This is a genomic window from Larkinella insperata, from assembly GCF_026248825.1.
GTDB classification, from domain to species: Bacteria; Bacteroidota; Bacteroidia; order Cytophagales; family Spirosomataceae; genus Larkinella; species Larkinella insperata.
The window spans coordinates 5551979-5569724 of sequence record NZ_CP110973.1 but is presented as its reverse complement, the minus strand read 5'-3'; the positions used below and the strand labels follow the sequence as shown (position 1 = coordinate 5569724).

Here is a 17746-nt window from a genome sequence, read left to right as displayed (position 1 = left end):
AAAAGTAGGATGGGCTAAAAAGTACCATACCGCGTTGCCGGGGTGAGATGAAGCGGCTTTTACAGGTGGGCAGCCGGCCCTGGTTCACCACCCCGAAACGGGGACCAGCAGCGGAATTGACCGAAACGTCAGCAAACTTAGGATTCATATTAACTAATCTCTATACAACAATTTATTTTTTTGTCTATCTCCATCCGTCATCCTTTTCTTCTGACCAAAGACTGCAACGAAAAAGTACAATTCAACAAAAAGAGAAGTTTTTTATTTAGAATTAATCTTATTAAGTTGCAGGGGTTATTCAAGTATCGACTTAACCTATGAAAGGTTTCAACCTGAGGTCTTCTATGAAAAAACTTTTCATTGCTCTTTCAACGGTCATTTCCTTCTGCGCCCAGGCGCAGAAAAATACGTTGCTGGATCAATCGTTCTGGCAAAACAAGCCGGATGCCAGCCTGATCAAAACGGAAATTGAGAAAGGGAGCAATCCTGCGCAACTTAACCCCATGGGATTTGACCCGGTCGTGATGGCCATCAATGCCGGAGCTTCCAATGACGTGATCAAATACCTGCTGGCGCAACCCGGTAATGAGGTGAGCAAGCTGACTCACGACGGGCGGATTTACCTCCACTGGGCCGCCAACCGCGGCAACGTAGAGATCATGGACTATTTGATTGCGAAAGGCTCCAAAGCCAGCCTGGAAGATAACCACGGCATGACCGTGCTGAATTTTGCCGCAACCGGCGGGCAGCCGAACACGCAGGTGTATGAACTGTGTCTGCGCAACGGGGCTGATCTCAAAAAAGACCTGAACCACGACGGGGCCAACGCGCTGCTGATGGCCGTTGCCAACGACAAAGACCTGACACTGACGGACTATTTTGTGGCGAAAGGACTGGATCTGAAAAGCACGGATGCGGCCGGAAACAATGCCTTCAGCTACGCGGCCCGCGGGGGTAACATCAGTACGATGAAAGCCCTGTTGCAGCGGGGTGTTCCGGCCAACGACAACGCGCTGCTCATGGCCAGCCAGGGGAGCCGCCGGGGCGCCAACACCCTGGAGGTCTATCAATACCTGGAAAGCCTCAACCTGAAACCAACCGTCAGGGGTAAGAACGGCGAAAATGTGCTGCACGCCATTGTCCGCCGACCCAAGCAGAATGAGATCATCCAGTACTTCCTGGGGAAAGGCGTCGATGTCAACCAGGCAGACGATGAAGGCAATACGGTATTCATAAATGCGGCTGCCTCCAATCGGGAAGTTGCCGTGCTGGAGATGCTCATGCCGAAGGTGAAAGACATCAACCAGGCCAATCAGAAAGGGGTGACGGCCCTGGCGCTGGCCGTCAAAGGCAACTCGCCCGAGGTGGTGGCCTATCTGCTGGATAAAGGGGCCGACGTTAAAGTGAGCGATAAAAACGGCGATAATCTGGCGGCTTACCTGGTGCAATCCTACAGCGGTGAAGGCCGGCCGGGCGGACCGGGTGCCAAGCCGGAAGATTTTGATACCAAACTGAAGATGCTTCAGGAAAAAGGACTGGACGTGAAGGCTCCGCAGAAAAACGGCAACACGCTCTACCATTTAGCCGTCGCCAAGAACGACCTGTCGCTGCTGAAGCGGCTGGAACCTCTGCAGGTGGACGTAAACGCCCGCAACAAAGATGGAATTACCGCCCTGCACAAAGCGGCTATGGTCGCCAAAGATGATACGATGCTGAAATACCTGTTGTCCATCGGGGCTCAAAAAGACATTCCAACCAACTTTAAAGAAACCGCTTTTGACCTGGCCAGCGAAAACGAATCGCTCTCCAAAAGCCAAGTATCCGTTAATTTTCTGAAATAAATGACGTCTTCCCGGTATAAGATTAGCTTAGTAGTGATGGTCCTTTTCCTGGCCATCACCCAACCGTCGTTTGCTCAACAAGCCGGCAGCAGCCAGTATAAGTGTATGATCCAGATGACCAATTACATGGGTGAAGGGGCTTACATGGTGATTTCGCTGATCAACGGCAAAGGGGCTTACGAGAAAACCCTGTACGTGCTCGGCTCGGATAAAAAATGGTACCCCGACATCAAGGAGTGGCACAAGGCGATGGCGAAAAAAACGCCCAACATCAGTGCCATTACCGGGGCGTCGGTAGCCGGTGGGGATCGCAGCGTTACCGTGCTGGAAATCGACAATTCGAAACTCAATAAAGACTACAAGCTCCGGTTTGAGAGCGCCGTGGAGGACAAACAGTACCACGTCAAAGACCTGGAAATTCCTCTGACTACTGAAGCACTTTCCGCCAAAAGCGAGGGCACGGGTTACATACGTTACGTGCGCTTTAGCCCCAATTAACAGCGGCCCCATTTATGACCATTTCTGTATGGAGATACAGCCACCTAGCCCTGGCTGTATCTTCTTTTCTATTGCTGGCCCTGGCTTCAATCACGGGCGTAATTCTGGCGTTCGAACCCGTATCCCAGAAAATGCAGCCGTACCGGGCGGCTGATTTTGATCAGCTGACCCTGGCCCAGACCCTGCCGGTGCTGAAAAAAAGCTACGCCGAAATCAGTGAGCTGAGCGTTGATGCCAGCCAGTTTGTGCAGATCAAGGGAAGCGATGCCGCTGGCAACAACCTGACGGTGTTTGTTGATCCGCAGACGGGCAAAGCACTGGGTACGCCCACCCCGCAAAGCGAATTTTTTCAGTGGGTCACCGCCCTGCACCGTTCGTTGTTTCTGCACGAGACGGGCCGGTTTTTTGTGGGGCTGACCGCGTTTCTGCTGCTGTTGATCACCGTCTCCGGTATCATGCTCATTATCCAGCGCCAACGGGGTGTGAAACGGTTTTTTACCCGCATTGTCCGGGATAACTTTGCCCAGTATTACCACGTCGTGCTGGGTCGGTTGTCGCTCATTCCGATTCTGATCGTGGCGCTTTCGGGAACGTACCTGTCCCTGGCTCGTTTTGAATTGATTAAGAGCGAAAAAGTTTCTCCAGACATTGATTTTGACGCCATTCAAACCGGCCCGGAACGAAAGCTGGCCGACTTCGCGGTGTTCAAAAAAACGCGGCTTTCGGAGGTGGAGAGTATTGAGTTTCCGTTTTCGGAAGATCCCGAAGATTATTACACGCTGAAGCTCAAAGACCGGGAATTGGCAGTGAACCAAATAACAGGTGATGTGCTCATTGAGGTGAAATACCCGACCGCCGTATTGCTGACCAACCTGAGCCTGAACTTGCATACCGGTCGGACCAGCGCCGTGTGGGCCCTGATTCTGGCCGTGGCCGCGGGTAATATCCTGTTTTTCATCTATTCCGGTTTTGCCATTACCTGGAAACGGCGGGGCAACCGGGTCAAAAACCAGCATTCCGCCGACGATAGCCGGTTTGTCATTCTGGTCGGGTCGGAGAACGGCAGTACGTTCCGGTTTGGACGGGCCATTCACCAGCAGTTGATCGAGCGCGGGGAAAAGTCGTTCATGACGGAACTGAATAACTACACCGTTTTTCCGAAAGCCGAATACCTGATTGCGTTGACGGCCACCTACGGGCTCGGGGATGCGCCGACCAACGCCCGTAAATTTGCCGCGCTGGTTGAAAAACACCCACAGCCGCGCCCGGTGCGTTACTCCGTCCTGGGTTTTGGCTCCCACGCGTACCCCGATTTCTGCAAGTTTGCCTTCGAGGTAAACCAGCTACTGGCCCGGCAGCCGTGGGCGGTTCCGCTTGTCGACGTACACACCGTCAACGACAAATCGCCGGATGACTTTGGCCTGTGGGCCGAAGCCTGGTCACAGCAGGCCGACATTCCCCTTGCGGCTTCATCCGAAATGCTGAAAGCCGCTGAACACCCGCTCGAAACACTGACCGTCACCAGCCACCACCCCACCGATGCGACCGACGGCACGTTCCTGATCCGGTTGCAGCCGGACCGCAACCTGAACGTTACCTCGGGCGATTTGCTGGCAATCTACCCCCAGAATGACCACCGGGAACGGCTTTACTCGATTGGCGTGCTGGATTCCGACCTGCAACTGAGCGTCCGGCTGCACCCGGGCGGGCTGGGTTCCGGCTTTTTGCACCGGCTAACGGCCGGGGATATTCTACGGGCGCGTGTCATTGAAAACGGGCATTTTCACTTTCCTTCAAAGGCGCCGGTTGTGGTCATGATTTCCAACGGAACCGGCATTGCGCCGTTTTTAGGGATGATCAGCCAGAATAACCAGCGAACGCCCTGCCACTTGTACTGCGGTTTCCGGGAAAGTGCGTCCCTGGAAATCTACCAGCGGTTTCTGGAAGACAATCAGTTGGCCCGCAAGCTGACCGCCCTGCACGTTGCCCTTTCGCGGGAAGGTGAAAAGCAGTACGTCAGCGACCTGATTGCCCGGGACGCCGACTTCATGATGGAAGTTCTCGATACCAACGGTGTCCTGATGATCTGTGGCTCGCTGGCCATGCAAAAAGACGTTCTTGCACTTCTCGAAACCCTCTGCCAGACGAAATTGGGCAAAAGCATCAGCGTCTACCAGTCGCACAGCCAGATCCTGATGGATTGCTATTAAACGCATGGTTTCAATAGTCCCTGCTGAAATGAGACCCGTTCGTTGGGTCGGCTTCCCGCGCTTGAATACCGTTCCGGCAGGTTCCCTGTAAACTTCGGTGCAATGGCTACAATTCGCGTCTCCGGGTCAAATCAAAACCAGCGTAGTCCAGTCAGAAAAGCGGTTCCGCTGAAAAGTTCGGTCGCTGGTTTCCGGTGTCCCTTGCGGACTTCTTAGTACGCTTGTTTCGTGTTATTTATTAGCTTTTAGGCGTCTGCTGGCTACGGATAGGGCCTGACGGAAAGTCATAATCAGGTAGTTGTCGACTGAAAAACTCGTTGGAAATTGGTTAATTTGTTGTAACCAAGCACCATTCCCGATCCGACACATGACACATCCTGACCTGCCGACCGATACGCTGTTATCCATGTACCGCACCGCCTTTGAGAGCATGAGCCAGGGCTTCTGTGTACTGGAGAAAGTGCCAGATCCGGTGGATTCGCGCAGTGATTTTTGTTGCCTGCTGACGAATCCGGCCTTTGAGCAACAGTTCGGTCTTCACGGGGTAGCCGGGAAAACGATTCGGCAGGTGATGCCTGAAATGGATGAACCTATTGTGGCTTATTTTGATCAGGTTGCCCGGACGGGTCAGTCGATTCAGTTTCAGGATTACATTTCACCGCTCGATTGCTGGGTGGACGCTTTTGCCTTTCGACTGGAGGGCCCGGGGCCGCCCCGGATTGCCGTGCGGTTCGATAACATTACCGAACGAAAAAAGGCCGAGGAAGCCTTGCAGTTCAATCATGTCTGGGTGACGCTGGCCATGCGAAGTGCCAAAGCCGGATGGGGAACGTGGGATTTGGTTACTGGTAATCTCGAATGGAGTGCTGAGGGCAAAGCCATCATTGGTTTCACCGCCGAGCAAGAAGCCCGTACCGTCGAGGGCTGGTTTGGCCGGATTCATCCCGACGACCGGTCGGAAGTCAAAACCCTGGCCGCCGAAATGGTGGCCCAGCGCAAGGAGTTCCATTGCGAGTACCGGGTTGTGCACGATGATGGAACCGTCCGCTGGGTTCGGGGAACGGGCCAGGTGTTGTACGACAAAAACGGTGCGCCCTACCGCAGTACGGGGCTGGTTATTGACATCACCGACAAAAAGCAGGCCGAGCAGGCGCTGCGCCGGTCGGAGGAGAAATACCGCCTGTTGTTTAGCTCCATCGGCGAAGGGTTCTGCCTCATTGAACTTCGTTTTAATGACCACGGGCAGGCGGTGGATTTCCGGTTTCTGGACATTAATCCCTCGTTTGAGAAGTTAACCGGCATTCACAATGGCGTTGGTCGCTGGGTGCGGGACATTATCCCCGATAACGAACAGTATTGGTTTGATAGGTATGCCGAAGTGGCCCGGACGGGTCAGGACCGGCGCTTTGAAGCCCATTCGGGTGCGCTGGGTGGCTGGTATGACGTGTACGCGTTCCGGGTCGGGCAGCCCGGCGAAAACACCGTTGGGCTGTTGTTTAACGATATCACCCAGCGCAAACGGCAGCAGGCTCACCAGGCGCTGTTGGCCGATATCAGCCAAGCCATCACGGAACTTTCCGACAGCGGTAAAATCATGGATAGCGTGGGCGAAAAGCTCCAGGGCGCCTTTCCCATTTCCTCCCTTAGCATCTGGGACATCCGACCCGAAGGCGATGAAGTCCACCGGCGTTATTGGTGGGCAAAAGAAGCCCTGCCACCGCCCGAAAAAGTCGGTCTTTCTGCGTTTCTCAGTGACGATGCAATCCAGGATGTGCGCCAAGGCGAGGATTTTGTCATATCCGATACCCAAACCGATTTGCGAGCCAACGCCCAGGCTTTCAAGGCCCTGGATATTGGTTCGTACATCAGTTTGCCCTACCGCCAGGAAGATGGCTGGACGTCGATGCTGGTCATTTTTTCGCCCATTGCCTATTCGTGGGAATCCGATCAGATTGCGCTGCTGACCGAAATCATGAACCGCTTACTGCCGCGTATCGAACGGGCTCAGGCCGAGGAAGCCCTTAAAGCCAGTGAAGCCCGGCTGAAAGCCATCTTCGAAAGCCTGCCGGTGGGCGTGGGAGTCGTCGATAACACGGGTCGGTTCATTCTCTCCAATCGGGAGTTGCAGCGCTTTATTCCTACCGGAGTGATGCCTTCCCGAGACGGTGCCCGCCAAAAAAGATGGTTGGCTCATCATCCGGATGGGCGACGCCTGGAGCCCGCCGAATACCCCGGTGCCCGGGCGTTGCGGGGTGAGCGGGTGGTACCCGGCATCGAGATGCTTTATACCCCCGAAGAGGGCGATCCTGTCTGGACCCGCGTGGCCGCCGTACCCGTTTGGGACGGTGATGGCCGAAGCATTGGGCAGGTGGCTATTATCACCGATATTAGTGAGTTGAAGCAGGCCGAAGAAGCCCTGAAAGAAGCCAACCGGCGCAAGGACGAGTTTTTGGCTATGCTGGCCCACGAACTGCGCAACCCCCTGGCGAGCATCCGCCTGGGCATGGGCCTGCTGAGTTTTACCCAGGAAGCCGATCCGGTCCTGGAGCAGACCGTCAGCCTGATCAACCAGCAGGTTGACCACTTGGTGCGGCTGGTGGATGAACTGCTGGATGTGAGCCGCATCAGTCGGGGCAAAATTGAACTAAAACCCGAGCGGGTGGAGCTGGGCGCGCTGGTGGTCAGTGTTGTAGAAGCCATTCGCCCCCAGTACGACGCCCTTCACAAACAGCTCCACCTGGCTAATTCTCCTTTTCCGCTCTTTGTTCAGGGTGATCCCACCCGGCTCTCACAGGTGGTGACCAACCTGTTGACCAACGGGCTGCGCTATACCGGTCAGCGGGGGCAGGTGTGGGTGAGTCTGCAGGAAGAACAGGGGGAAGCGGTTCTGCGGGTCACCGACAACGGCATTGGGCTGCAGAAGGATCAGCTTTCGGTGATTTTTGAACTGTTTGTGCAGGTGGATGTGTCGCTGGCCCGTTCGCAGGGTGGTCTGGGCATCGGCCTGACGCTGGTGAAGCGGCTGGCGGAAAAGCACGGAGGGCGGGTAGAAGCCTACAGCCCCGGTCTGGGTCAGGGCAGTGAGTTTGTGGTTTATCTGCCGCTGCTGGAAAAGCTGCCATCAACCCGGGAAGCGGGTTCTGCTCCGGAAGCGGCCCCGTCAACCAGCCAACGAATTCTGGTGATTGACGACAATCCGGGGCTGGCCTTTCTGTTGTCGCAAACGTTGAAGATGCGGGGGTATGAGGTTTACACCCAGCACAGCGGCCGGGAGGGCATTCAGGCCGCCGAAGAGCTGCGGCCCCGGGTCATTCTGTGCGACATCGGGATGCCGGAACTGGACGGGTACGAAACCTGCCGTCTTATCCGGGAGCAACCCTGGGGGCAGGCCGTGCGGATGATTGCCATCACCGGCTACGGGCAGGAAGAAGACAAACGGCGGGCGAAGGAAGCCGGATTCGACGATCATCTGATCAAACCCGTCGACATGAGTGCGCTGATTCACTTACTTGAAAAATAACCGGTTTGTATTAATCAGACTGAAGAGGTCAAGTTGAAGTTACGTTCAACACCCAGAATACGTTTCAATTGGGCAACGGTTTTTCGGCGGAACGGGGCGGGTTGTACGAGTCCGAATCGGTATACGGCGTGATTGTTACCAAAAGCCTGTCCATAGTGTCAGTCGGTGGACAAAAGCAGATTCTGAACACTAAAGGGACGGTGAAACTGGTAGTGAACGGAATTTCCCAAACCCGGCAGCACGGTTTTCGGCAAACGGCCCAGCGGTTCGCCTTGGCCCAGGCCCTCAGTCAGTTTACGGCGTATCCCGATGCAGATTCGCTTTATTCGGCGTTGCAGCGGCTGACGACAGCCGGGCTGGTGGACCGCAAAGTCCGGGAAGACCGGGTTGCCGGTTTTACCTCCGAACGCTCTGAATGTTCCGGTTCTTTTGGGCCGGGCCGGGTTTTACCGGAACTCTCATTCCGAGCGCAGGCTTTTCACCGGGTTCACCAGGGCGGCTTTGATGCTTTGGAAACTGACCGTCAGCAGCGCGATGCCAACCGCCAGACTGCCTGCTAGGGCGAAAATCCACCAGTCAATGGCCGTTTTGTAGGCAAAGTTGTCCAGCCATTGGTTCATGGCGTACCAGGCCAGGGGCGACGCAATGACCAGGGCGATCAGCACCAGTTTGAGGAAGTCCCGCGAGAGCATCGCGACGAGACTGCTCACCGACGCGCCCAATACCTTGCGAATGCCGATTTCCTTGGTTCGCTGCTCGGCGGTAAAGGCCGCCAGTCCGAAAATACCCAGGCACGCAATCAGGATCGCAATGACGGTAGCCGCGGCAAACAACTGCGCCAATTGCCGCTCCGATTTGTACAGATCCGCGTACGCATCTTCCAGAAATTGATACGTAAACGGCTCTTCGACCTTGAAGCGGTTGTAAACCCCGTGAATGGCCTGCAAAACCCGGGGTGCGGTGGCCTGTGGAGCGAGCCGGATGTATAAACCGCTGTAATCGTCCGGGTTGGTGCCGATCCGGATGCTAATCGGATCAATGGCTTTGCTCAGGGAGCCAATGGGAAAATCTTTAACGACACCGGCCAAATAGAATGAATTTTCGCCGTTGTTCTGCAAAGAGTCGCCCACCTGGGCCGTCGTGATGTTCAACGCTTTCAAGGCGGCTTCGTTCAGGACGAAGGCCCGGTTGCCGATGTGGTCCCAATCCGGCTCCACTTCCCAGGTGACGTTTAGTGTTTTGAAAAATTCGCGGTCAACACTCAGGTTGAACAGATTCTTCTCCTGGGCGGTGCGTCGGTGTTTGACACCGAAAGACATATGCCCACCAACAATGTTAAACTCGGTGCCGCTGACGTGTTCGACGCCACTGAGCTGACTGATTTGCTGGCGAAACGCAGCCGCCTTTTTGCGCGCCTGCTGTTCAAGCGAAACAAAAACCACCCGCTCCCGCTTCATGTTGCCACTGTAGCGTTGCATGAAATTCCATTGCCGGTACATAACGATGGAACAGATAATCAAGCCCACCGTGACCACGAATTGGTTGACGGCCAGAACCCGCCGTAACGTCGTTCCGCTTCCCGCGCGGTTCAGACGTCCCCGGAGCGCCTGCATGGGTGAAAAGCGCGACAAGGCCACCGCCGGATAAAGGCTGGACAGCAGCACACTGAGCAGATAAATGACCAGCAGCGCCCCGGCGAAGGAAGGGCTTTCTAAGAAGTGATCGTCAGCTTTCAAATCCAGCAGCCGGGAAAAAGTGGGCTGAAAGCTCCAGAACAGGATCAACCCGACTCCAAAAGCCAGCGTACTCATCAGCACCGATTCCAGCAGAAATTGCAGGATGAGTGATGACCGCTGGGCGCCGGTGGTTTTGCGAATGGCTACTTCCTTGGCCCGCACCGTGGCGCGGGCGGTCGTCAGGTTGACGTAGTTGACCAGGGCCAGCAGAAGGATCAGTCCGGCCACCAGCGTAAAAATCCGCGCCGACCGTTCCATCTTGGGTTCAAAACTCAGATGGAGGCTGGTGAGCGGAACCAGTCTATAACGAATGTTCCGGCTCCCCAACTCCGGAGTCTTAAAGGATTTTTCCAGTAACTGGGTAATGGAGGAGAGCTGATCCGGATTGCGAATCAGCAGATGGGTCTGAAACTTTGCGACGAACCGACTTTTGGAAGGAAACTGCTTATAAAAGGACTCGTTTTCGGTCCGGTGGATGGCGTCCAGGGAGGGGAAGGAGGCCACAAAATCAAACGAAATAGAGCTGTTGGAAGGCGGATTGTCCAGCAGCCCGACGACTTCAAACGTGTATTTGTTCATCAAACGGATGGTCTGACCGGTGGGATTTTGTGCGCCGAAGTATTTCCTGGCCGCCCGTTGCGTCAGAAACACCTTGAACGGTTCAAGCAGGGCCCGTTGGGGGTCGCCCTGCCGCACCGGGTAGGAGAAAACCCGGAAAAAGCCCGGATCGGCAAAAAGGAAAGCCCTCTCTTTGAATCGGTGCTGCCGATCTGACTCCACCCACATATCGGCACCAAAATAGGTTTCGTGCCGGGCCACATCCGCCACCGCCGGAATCTGGCGACGAAAGGCCTCGGTCTGGTCATAATCAAAGAACATCATCTTCAGGTCCTGATCGCCAACTTTCATTTCCCCGACCATTTTGTAAATCTGCTCCGAATGTGAATGGAAGCGATCATAGCTGTATTCGTGGGAAACAAACAGCGCCAGCAGCATCGTGACGGCCATGCCAACGGCCAGACCGCCCAGGTTGATGAAAGAATACAACCGGTCTTTGACCAGGTTGCGCCAGGCAATTTTGAGGTAGTTTCGGATCATGGCCGGGTGTAGAAGAGAGGGTGAAGAGTACGCCGTTGGGTTGGGAAAATGCCGGTGGGGGGCCGGGGCGGCTTTTCGACGCCAAAGCCGGGGATGCAGCAGCAGCAGGATGTCCAGCAGGTAAAACACCTGCGCCTTTCGGAAGCCATGCCGTTGCAGCCTCTGGTGAAACAATTCGTCCAGATCACCCAGAATTTCTTCCCGGAGGTGAGGGGCGGTGATCCGTTCCACCAGGCGCTGCGCCCAGCGGAAGGGGTGGGGCGTTAGTGGGCGACTCATACCGTTGGCCCGCCAAAAGCGGTTTTAGGAATCTCCGACCACAATTCATTCCGGAGTCGACGGGCTTCCACCAGCGCCTGCTCCCCGGCGGCCGTGACGGTAAACAGCCGTTTGCGCCGGCCGCCCCGCTCGGCCGTTGCGTCTCCGAAGCGGGAGTGGACGAGACCCTTCTCTTCCAGCCGCTGCATTGTGCGGTGAACGGCCCCCAGGCTCATGGGTCGCTCCAGGCGCCGGCCCAGTTCCTCGATCACCGCGACGCTGTACGCATCATCGTACAGCCGGGCGACGGTTAGTAAAACCAACTCTTCAAATTCGCCCAGTTGAGTGCCTTTCATAAACCGTCCGTCATCCGTTTGGGTATCTTTCTCTTTTGCATAGCAAATAAACTGCCAACTCTACAAATCCCTTCCTGGAGCTCTTTTGGAGCGATTTCCCAACTATTACTCATTTTGTTTTGTCCAGAAACGGACAATTGGTGTACTATTCTGGACATGTAAAGAGAGGAGTCAGCGGCAAAAACCTGCTCGGCAGGGACACAACTTCAAAAATAATCTAGCCATTGACGACTTGTTTTCGGAACTTTGCGGGCCAAAAGAAGTCAATAATGAACTACCAGCCGTTACCCGCTCCGGAAAAATACCGCCTTCTCGACCACTCGGTTCGTCTGATCTGGGAGAACCTGACGCATGCCCAGATTAATTGGTTGATAAAACAGTCGTTTTATTTCAAGGATTTTCTGTTTGCCGATCTGCCTTATTATGGTCAGGTCTTTTCCCTTGACATCAAGATTGGCCCGGATCAGATAACCACCATGTTTTTCCCAAAATCCGAGGTCGGTACAATGACCGACGAAATGATTCGGCAGATTATTGAAGAGTTGGCAAACCTGCCGGCCGAATTGCAGCCGGTTGCCGAGTAGCCGGGCTGTTGCGGGACGGCCGAGCATTGTCTACTAATATACTGTCTAAGGGTTCTTTTCGTTGCCGTTTCCGTGGAAGGGTATGGTAGCAACCCGGTTGGCACATCGCGCGAACGGGAATAGGAGCAGTCCAGCTTTCTGGCCGCTCGGCCGGGTGGAGTATTCTTCCGGTCCGGCACGTTTTGCATTACATTACAGGTTTCCAGACCCAGAAACACAACCAACTATAAGAAGCAAATCGGTAGAAGTTTTCGGAGTGCTTTTAATATAGAACGTATTGTTCGCAGCGTTTTACGCGAGTCGTTTGTAACCAAACGGCGTTTTTTAACTAAGAATAATAGCCGGTTTAGGGGCAATGGTATACTCATTTATATCCGAAATTAATTCTGCGGAACAACTGCTGTTTCGACTGCTTCGTTTTTTGATCGGTCTGAAGGATAAAATCCGGATAAATGCTGGGAGTTCGTTGTATTCTTTTTACCTTGAAACCGCGTCTTCAACCCGCTCTTACCATTTCCCTTATCCCCTTCACATTAAATCAACTTTTATGGCCGAGTACCAAACTCCGAAAGACCGTGCGTACACGGAAACCCTGATTAATTCGGCTCCCAAAGAGGCTGCCGCTTTCCTGAACCTTAAGTATACCGCCGAACGCAAGGACGGGGTGATTCCTGTCAAGTACCGGGAGCTGATGTCGGTGGCGGTCGCCCTAACCACCCAGTGCGCATACTGCATTGAATCCCACATCAACAATGCCGTGCAGGCGGGTGCCACGCGCGAAGAGATTGCCGAAACCGTGTTTATTGCGGCTGCAATCCGGGCGGGTGGTGCCGTTGGGAACGGCCTGATGGCGATGCGTCTGTTCGAAGAGGCCAGCACGACCAACCGCTAACTACTTTTTTCCGGATAGTTAATGGTGCGGAATTCTGGCTTTCATCAGAACCGTACTACTGCAAAGCTCCATGCAGTAGAGTCCCAGTTTCACTCTTTTCTATTTAGTCACTATCGGTCTTTTTTGTGCCGCTTAGCACTGGCGGGATAAACCGGTTATGGTCATCCTAAACAAACCCTGACTTCCGCATTGACTCCTGAAATTCGTTAACATCTTTTAACAGGTTTCAGGAGTTTCACCACCGCAGAATTACCGTACTATTTTACTACTTTGCCGCCGGATTGTACAGCGGATCGTTGCAAAAGATCCAGACAAAAGCCCAATCAATATGTCCTGAAAAATATATTTTAATTCCTTCTTTTATATCTACTATATTTATAGTTCATTTGCGTAAGTTCCTTTGCCTGTTTCAATAACGTTACTTTATCAACGCTATTCCACCCTTACTATTCCCATGAAATACTTCTTCCTGCTGGCGGGTTTCTGGCTGCTGGCGACCGGCCTTTTTGCCCAAAGTCCCACCCAACCTGGGCGTTTCAGTATTCAGGGCCGCGTGGTCGATACTACCAAGGCTCCACTGCCGGGTTCGTCGGTGCTGCTGCTGGAACCGTCCGACTCCTCGCTGGTGAATTTTACCCGTTCGGGTGAAAACGGCGCTTTTCAATTCAAAAACATCAAACGCAAGGCATACCTGCTCAAGATTACCTACGTGGGTACCCTGCCGTATGGCCAGACGATAACCCCGCCGGAAAACAACCTGCTCGATCTGGGTGCTATCCCGCTCAAACCCATTTCCAAAGAACTTTTTGAGGTGGTCATCCGCACAGCCAAGGCTCCGCTGAGCATCCGGGGGGATACCATTGAATACAACGCCACAACTTTTAAGGTACCGCCCGGCTCGACCGTCGAGGATTTGCTCCGCCGGCTGCCGGGCGTGCAGGTCGATGCCAATGGCAACATCAAAGCCCAGGGGCAGGATGTCAAGCGGCTCACCGTCGATGGCAAAACCTTCTTTGGCTCGGACCCCAAGATGGCCACCAAAAACCTGCAGGCCGAAGCCATCTCCAAGGTACAGGTGTTCAATGACCAGAGCGAAAAATCCAAGCTCACGGGGGTCGACGATGGCAGCAAACAGAAAACGATGAACCTGGAGCTGAAGGACGAATTCAAAAAAGGCGGTTTCGGGAAGGTGACAGCCAGCGGGGGGTCTGCGGTGCCCGCACCCGGCGCGGCAAAAGGAGCCCGCGGGGAGGTCAAAGCCAATTACAATAAATTTGACGCCAAGCGCCAGCTTTCGCTGATTGGACTGGTCAATAACACCAACCAGCAGGGCATGTCGTGGGATGATTACCAGGATTTTCGGGGCAGTAACGCGTTTAACTGGAATGACGATGCCGACTTTGGGTTTTCGGGCGGCTTCCGCTACTGGTCGGGCGAGGACGAGGATAATCTGGGCATTCCCATTGGGGGTGACCGGGGGCGGGGCTTTTCCAACAATGCTGCTATCGGGGCTAATTACAACTACGATACAAAGAAGAATAAATTTAGCAGCAGCTATTATTACTCCCAGACCCGTCAGCAACTCGAGGCCAAACGTTGGCAGCAAAACTTTTTCGATGGCGGTTTTTTGCAGAACGACGAACAAAGCAACCAGATCAACTTTACCGGCGCCCACCGCGTGACGCTGCGCTACGAACGACAGATTGACTCGCTGCAAACGCTGGTTTTTGTGAACAACAGCCGCCTGGGGGTGGGCAATTCGAGCCTGAGCAGCCTGACCAACGTGTTGGAGAATGGAATCAATCCTACGTCCCGCATCATCGTTAACAACGGCAACCGGGTCAACTCGTTCGGGACGGCCAACACGCTGCTGTACCGCCATAAATTCAAAAAGAAAGGACGGTCCTTTGCCGCCAGTGCCACCTATCAGCTAAACACCTCCGACGGCTCGGCGGACCTGACTTCGGACAACCAGTTTTTCCAGTCGACCACCGTCAACGCCTTTTTGCGGCAGATCCGCCAGCGCCAGTTGTCCCTGACCCAGCGCAGCCAGTACAAGGCCAATTTGCAGTACATCGAACCGATCAGCAAACGGATATTTTGGGAGAACTTTTACAACTTCAGTCTGCGCTACGACGAACTGGACCGGGATTCCTACAACCAGCAGGAGTCGGCCATGACCCGCAACGATACCCTGAGCCGGTATTACAAAAACAACTACCTGTACAACCGACTAGGTACCGGATTGCGCTATTCCTACAAAGGGCTGAACCTGTCGGTGGGCGGGGCTTACCAGCAGTTTGCGCTGGACGGCCGGTATGCAAGTGACGAAAGCGTGGTTCCGCTCAACCGCATCCAACGAACCTTCTCGACGTTTGTACCGAATGTGTCGCTGAACTACGACCTGAAAAACAATCGCTTTCTTTTCAGCAGTTACAGCATGGGCGTGCAGGTTCCTTCGTCCCGGGATTTGCAGCCGGTCATCGACATCAGCAATCCCCTCTACATTTCGGAAGGCAATCCCGATCTGCTGCCCGCTCTTAGTCACAACGTAAACGTGGGGTACAACATGTTTAACCCCGGCAGCTTTGTGAATATCTACGGCAACGTCTACTACAGCTACAACATCAACCAGATTGTGTACGGTCGCAACATTGACCCCACAACCGGTATTACCCGCACCCGGCCGGAAAACATCACGGGCGGACAGAACGCGGGAGCCTACATCGGGGGCGGTTTCCCGCTCAAAAAAACCAAGGCCACGTTGAATATGAGTTTGAGCGGAAACCTTGGCCGGTCGTTGACGCCCATCAACAACGTGCTCTACCAGACCCATAACCGCAGCATCAGCTTCGGCCCCCGGCTGGAATTGACGCCCGGTGATAAGCTGACGTTTTACGCCAACGCGGACTGGAACATCGGGCATACCCGCTACGACCTGATGGCCTCCCAAAACCAGCGCATCATCAACAACACGTACGGGGCCACGGTAACGGGTAAGCTGTCCCACGAATTTTACCTGACTTCCAACCTGAATTACTCGATTTACCGCAACCCCACCTTTGGCTTTGATCAGCGGATACCGATCTGGAATGCGTCGGTTTACAAAATCATGGGCAAGTCGAAGAAAGCCGAGGTCCGCCTGTCGGCCTATGACATGCTCAACCGCAATCTGGGCATTTCCCAGAACGCCAGTTTGAACTTTGTCTCCGGCGAGCGGGTCCAAACGCTGGCCCGTTACTTTCTCCTGAGCTTTACCTACAACATGCGGGGTGTCTCCACGGGCAACATCAAACAACGCTGGTTTTAAAAGCAATCGGAATTACCTTAACTTACCACCCATGACCCCGATACCCATGAAAACCTTGATGTATCTGTTGAGTTTCCTCCTGTTGACCGGTCCGCTGGCCCTCGCCCAGTCGGGGACGGCACCATCCGGTGGGGCACCATCCAGTGCGGCACCATCCGGGGAGGAGGGCGTTGTTACGTATGAACGCTCGCAGAACTGGGCCAAGATGTACGCATCGATGCCTTTTTTAAGTCAGGAAGAAAAGGATCGTGAGATCAACATCTCCAAAAACTGGGAAGGTTACAAACAAAAAATGCGCCTGTATTTCTCGCCTGCGGCCAGCCTCTACACCTATGAAAACAAAGATGAAGCCAACGACTACGGCTATGCCTGGCGGCAGGATGAATACATTATTAACCGCAATTTTGAAAAAGAGCGCATGACGGACATTGTTGAAACGTTGGGCAAAACGTACGTCATCGAAGATTCCCTGAACGCGCCCAAATGGAAAGTGCTCAACCAGATCAAGGAAGTGGCGGGCTACGTCTGCATGAAAGCCACCATGCAGGACCCCGTCAAAGGCTATAAAGTGACGGCCTGGTATGCCCAGGATTTGCCCGTACCGGCGGGACCGGAGCGGTATTTTGGCTTGCCGGGCGTCATTCTGGAACTGGATCTGAACGACGGTGTGGTGTTGATCGAGGCCAAGAAGGTGGAGCTGAAGTCCGTCACCAAAGAACTGGCCTTACCGGCCAAAATCAAGGGCAGACGCATCAGTGACCAGGCGTTTGATGACATGCTGAAAAAGCACATTGCCGAGCAGATAAAAGCCCAGCGAAATCCATTCTGGTCGATTCGCTACTAAAAGCACGACGCCCAGCCGGGTCCGGCTGGTCATAAGAATCGCTTCACTTCCACGCTGGGTAGACAAGAGTATCTTATGGACAAACCGCCCAGACTGGTGAGGACTTCAAGATCAGGGGCATCAGCCGGGTAAGGTGTTCGAGGCCAGTGGTTTGCCGGGTGGGCGATGGGCCACCGGAGGGCCGTATGGAATAATATTTGCGCAGCCGCCCATCGACTTCGGCTATCTGCGTCAGCAGTGCGCCGTCTCGTTCCAGTTGATGCAGCAGGGGATAAATTAGCCCAAATGATAGCGTTAGGCTATCATCGGTACGGTCCTGCACAGCCTGATTGATTTGGTACCCGTACATTCGGCCGTGCTGACGCAAGACCTGGAGAATGGTTGCCTTTGCGGTTCTCCACAGAAGCTCCTGTTGCAATGTCGTCATAATACATTAAAGTTGATTAGTCCTATCATCAAATATATATAAGAAAATTATATAAAATCAAATTTTTATACTTGATTGAATAATATTGACATTCTAGCGAAAAAGAAGCTGGCGCGGGCCGTTGATAGAATAAAAATGGTGTATTCGAGGCTGGTAGAAAGGCTACAACGAA

General features: G+C 54.1%; 11 protein-coding genes and 1 pseudogene. 9 read left to right on the top strand and 3 right to left on the bottom strand.

Features of this window, described 5'->3' with window-relative positions; all coding sequences use genetic code 11:
- The first annotated feature begins 344 nt into the window (after positions 1-344).
- The 5 genes and pseudogenes from OQ371_RS22410 to OQ371_RS22390 all read left to right on the top strand — a co-directional run.
- Entirely contained in the window at positions 345-1841 is a 1497-nt protein-coding gene (locus tag OQ371_RS22410; protein ID WP_265990562.1) for an ankyrin repeat domain-containing protein, read from the top strand.
- The gene (locus OQ371_RS22405) at positions 1842-2339 is read left to right on the top strand and encodes a DUF2271 domain-containing protein (protein WP_265990560.1); all 498 of its coding nucleotides are present in this window, start codon (positions 1842-1844) and stop codon (positions 2337-2339) included. It begins immediately after the preceding gene.
- A gap of 14 nt (positions 2340-2353) precedes the next feature.
- Positions 2354-4549, top strand: coding sequence for a PepSY domain-containing protein (locus OQ371_RS22400; protein ID WP_265990559.1), 2196 nt, complete (start codon positions 2354-2356; stop codon positions 4547-4549).
- Between the two features lie 367 nt (positions 4550-4916).
- Positions 4917-8069 carry a PAS domain S-box protein gene (locus tag OQ371_RS22395; RefSeq protein WP_265990558.1) on the top strand — a complete coding sequence of 1051 codons (3153 nt, stop codon included), beginning with the start codon at positions 4917-4919 and terminating at the stop codon, positions 8067-8069.
- 50 nt (positions 8070-8119) lie between these two features.
- Positions 8120-8629: pseudogene (locus tag OQ371_RS22390) on the top strand (outer membrane beta-barrel protein); the annotation flags it as partial.
- On the opposite strand, the gene OQ371_RS22385 reads toward OQ371_RS22390, so the two are convergent.
- Both OQ371_RS22385 and OQ371_RS22380 read right to left on the bottom strand, forming a co-directional pair.
- Positions 8528-11182, bottom strand: a complete 2655-nt coding sequence (locus tag OQ371_RS22385) for an ABC transporter permease (RefSeq protein WP_265990557.1) — start codon at positions 11180-11182, stop codon at positions 8528-8530. The pseudogene OQ371_RS22390 and the gene OQ371_RS22385 overlap by 102 nt on opposite strands.
- Positions 11179-11517, bottom strand: coding sequence for a PadR family transcriptional regulator (locus tag OQ371_RS22380; protein WP_265990556.1), 339 nt, complete (start codon positions 11515-11517; stop codon positions 11179-11181). Before OQ371_RS22380 ends, OQ371_RS22385 begins: the two co-directional genes overlap by 4 nt.
- A gap of 269 nt (positions 11518-11786) precedes the next feature.
- Here OQ371_RS22380 and OQ371_RS22375 point away from each other — a divergent pair, with 269 nt between their 5' ends.
- The 4 genes from OQ371_RS22375 (at position 11787) to OQ371_RS22360 (ending at position 17147) form a co-directional block, all read left to right on the top strand.
- A complete protein-coding gene (locus tag OQ371_RS22375; RefSeq protein ID WP_265990555.1) occupies positions 11787-12101 on the top strand; it encodes a hypothetical protein in 315 nt (104 codons plus the stop codon).
- A 547-nt stretch (positions 12102-12648) separates the two neighbouring features.
- Positions 12649-12993 carry a carboxymuconolactone decarboxylase family protein gene (locus OQ371_RS22370; RefSeq protein WP_265990554.1) on the top strand — a complete coding sequence of 115 codons (345 nt, stop codon included), beginning with the start codon at positions 12649-12651 and terminating at the stop codon, positions 12991-12993.
- Between the two features lie 454 nt (positions 12994-13447).
- The gene (locus OQ371_RS22365) at positions 13448-16303 is read left to right on the top strand and encodes a TonB-dependent receptor domain-containing protein (protein WP_265990553.1); all 2856 of its coding nucleotides are present in this window, start codon (positions 13448-13450) and stop codon (positions 16301-16303) included.
- 46 nt (positions 16304-16349) lie between these two features.
- Positions 16350-17147 carry a GLPGLI family protein gene (locus OQ371_RS22360; protein WP_265990552.1) on the top strand — a complete coding sequence of 266 codons (798 nt, stop codon included), beginning with the start codon at positions 16350-16352 and terminating at the stop codon, positions 17145-17147.
- A gap of 73 nt (positions 17148-17220) precedes the next feature.
- Here OQ371_RS22360 and OQ371_RS22355 read toward each other — a convergent pair whose 3' ends face one another.
- On the bottom strand, positions 17221-17574 hold the full coding sequence (locus OQ371_RS22355) for a PadR family transcriptional regulator (RefSeq protein ID WP_265990551.1): 354 nt from the start codon (positions 17572-17574) through the stop codon (positions 17221-17223).
- Positions 17575-17746: the final 172 nt, after the last annotated feature.

Bases quoted from the DNA above. Each gene is read 5' to 3' on its own strand.
- OQ371_RS22385 (WP_265990557.1), bottom strand. From the start codon at position 11,182: ATGAGTCGCCCACTAACGCCCCACCCCTTCCGCTGGGCGCAGCGCCTG.
- OQ371_RS22355 (WP_265990551.1), bottom strand. From the start codon at position 17,574: ATGACGACATTGCAACAGGAGCTTCTGTGGAGAACCGCAAAGGCAACC.
- OQ371_RS22405 (WP_265990560.1), top strand. From the start codon at position 1,842: ATGACGTCTTCCCGGTATAAGATTAGCTTAGTAGTGATGGTCCTTTTC.
- OQ371_RS22400 (WP_265990559.1), top strand. From the start codon at position 2,354: ATGACCATTTCTGTATGGAGATACAGCCACCTAGCCCTGGCTGTATCT.
- OQ371_RS22370 (WP_265990554.1), top strand. From the start codon at position 12,649: ATGGCCGAGTACCAAACTCCGAAAGACCGTGCGTACACGGAAACCCTG.
- OQ371_RS22365 (WP_265990553.1), top strand. From the start codon at position 13,448: ATGAAATACTTCTTCCTGCTGGCGGGTTTCTGGCTGCTGGCGACCGGC.
- OQ371_RS22380 (WP_265990556.1), bottom strand. From the start codon at position 11,517: ATGAAAGGCACTCAACTGGGCGAATTTGAAGAGTTGGTTTTACTAACC.
- OQ371_RS22395 (WP_265990558.1), top strand. From the start codon at position 4,917: ATGACACATCCTGACCTGCCGACCGATACGCTGTTATCCATGTACCGC.
- OQ371_RS22410 (WP_265990562.1), top strand. From the start codon at position 345: ATGAAAAAACTTTTCATTGCTCTTTCAACGGTCATTTCCTTCTGCGCC.
- OQ371_RS22360 (WP_265990552.1), top strand. From the start codon at position 16,350: ATGAAAACCTTGATGTATCTGTTGAGTTTCCTCCTGTTGACCGGTCCG.
- OQ371_RS22375 (WP_265990555.1), top strand. From the start codon at position 11,787: ATGAACTACCAGCCGTTACCCGCTCCGGAAAAATACCGCCTTCTCGAC.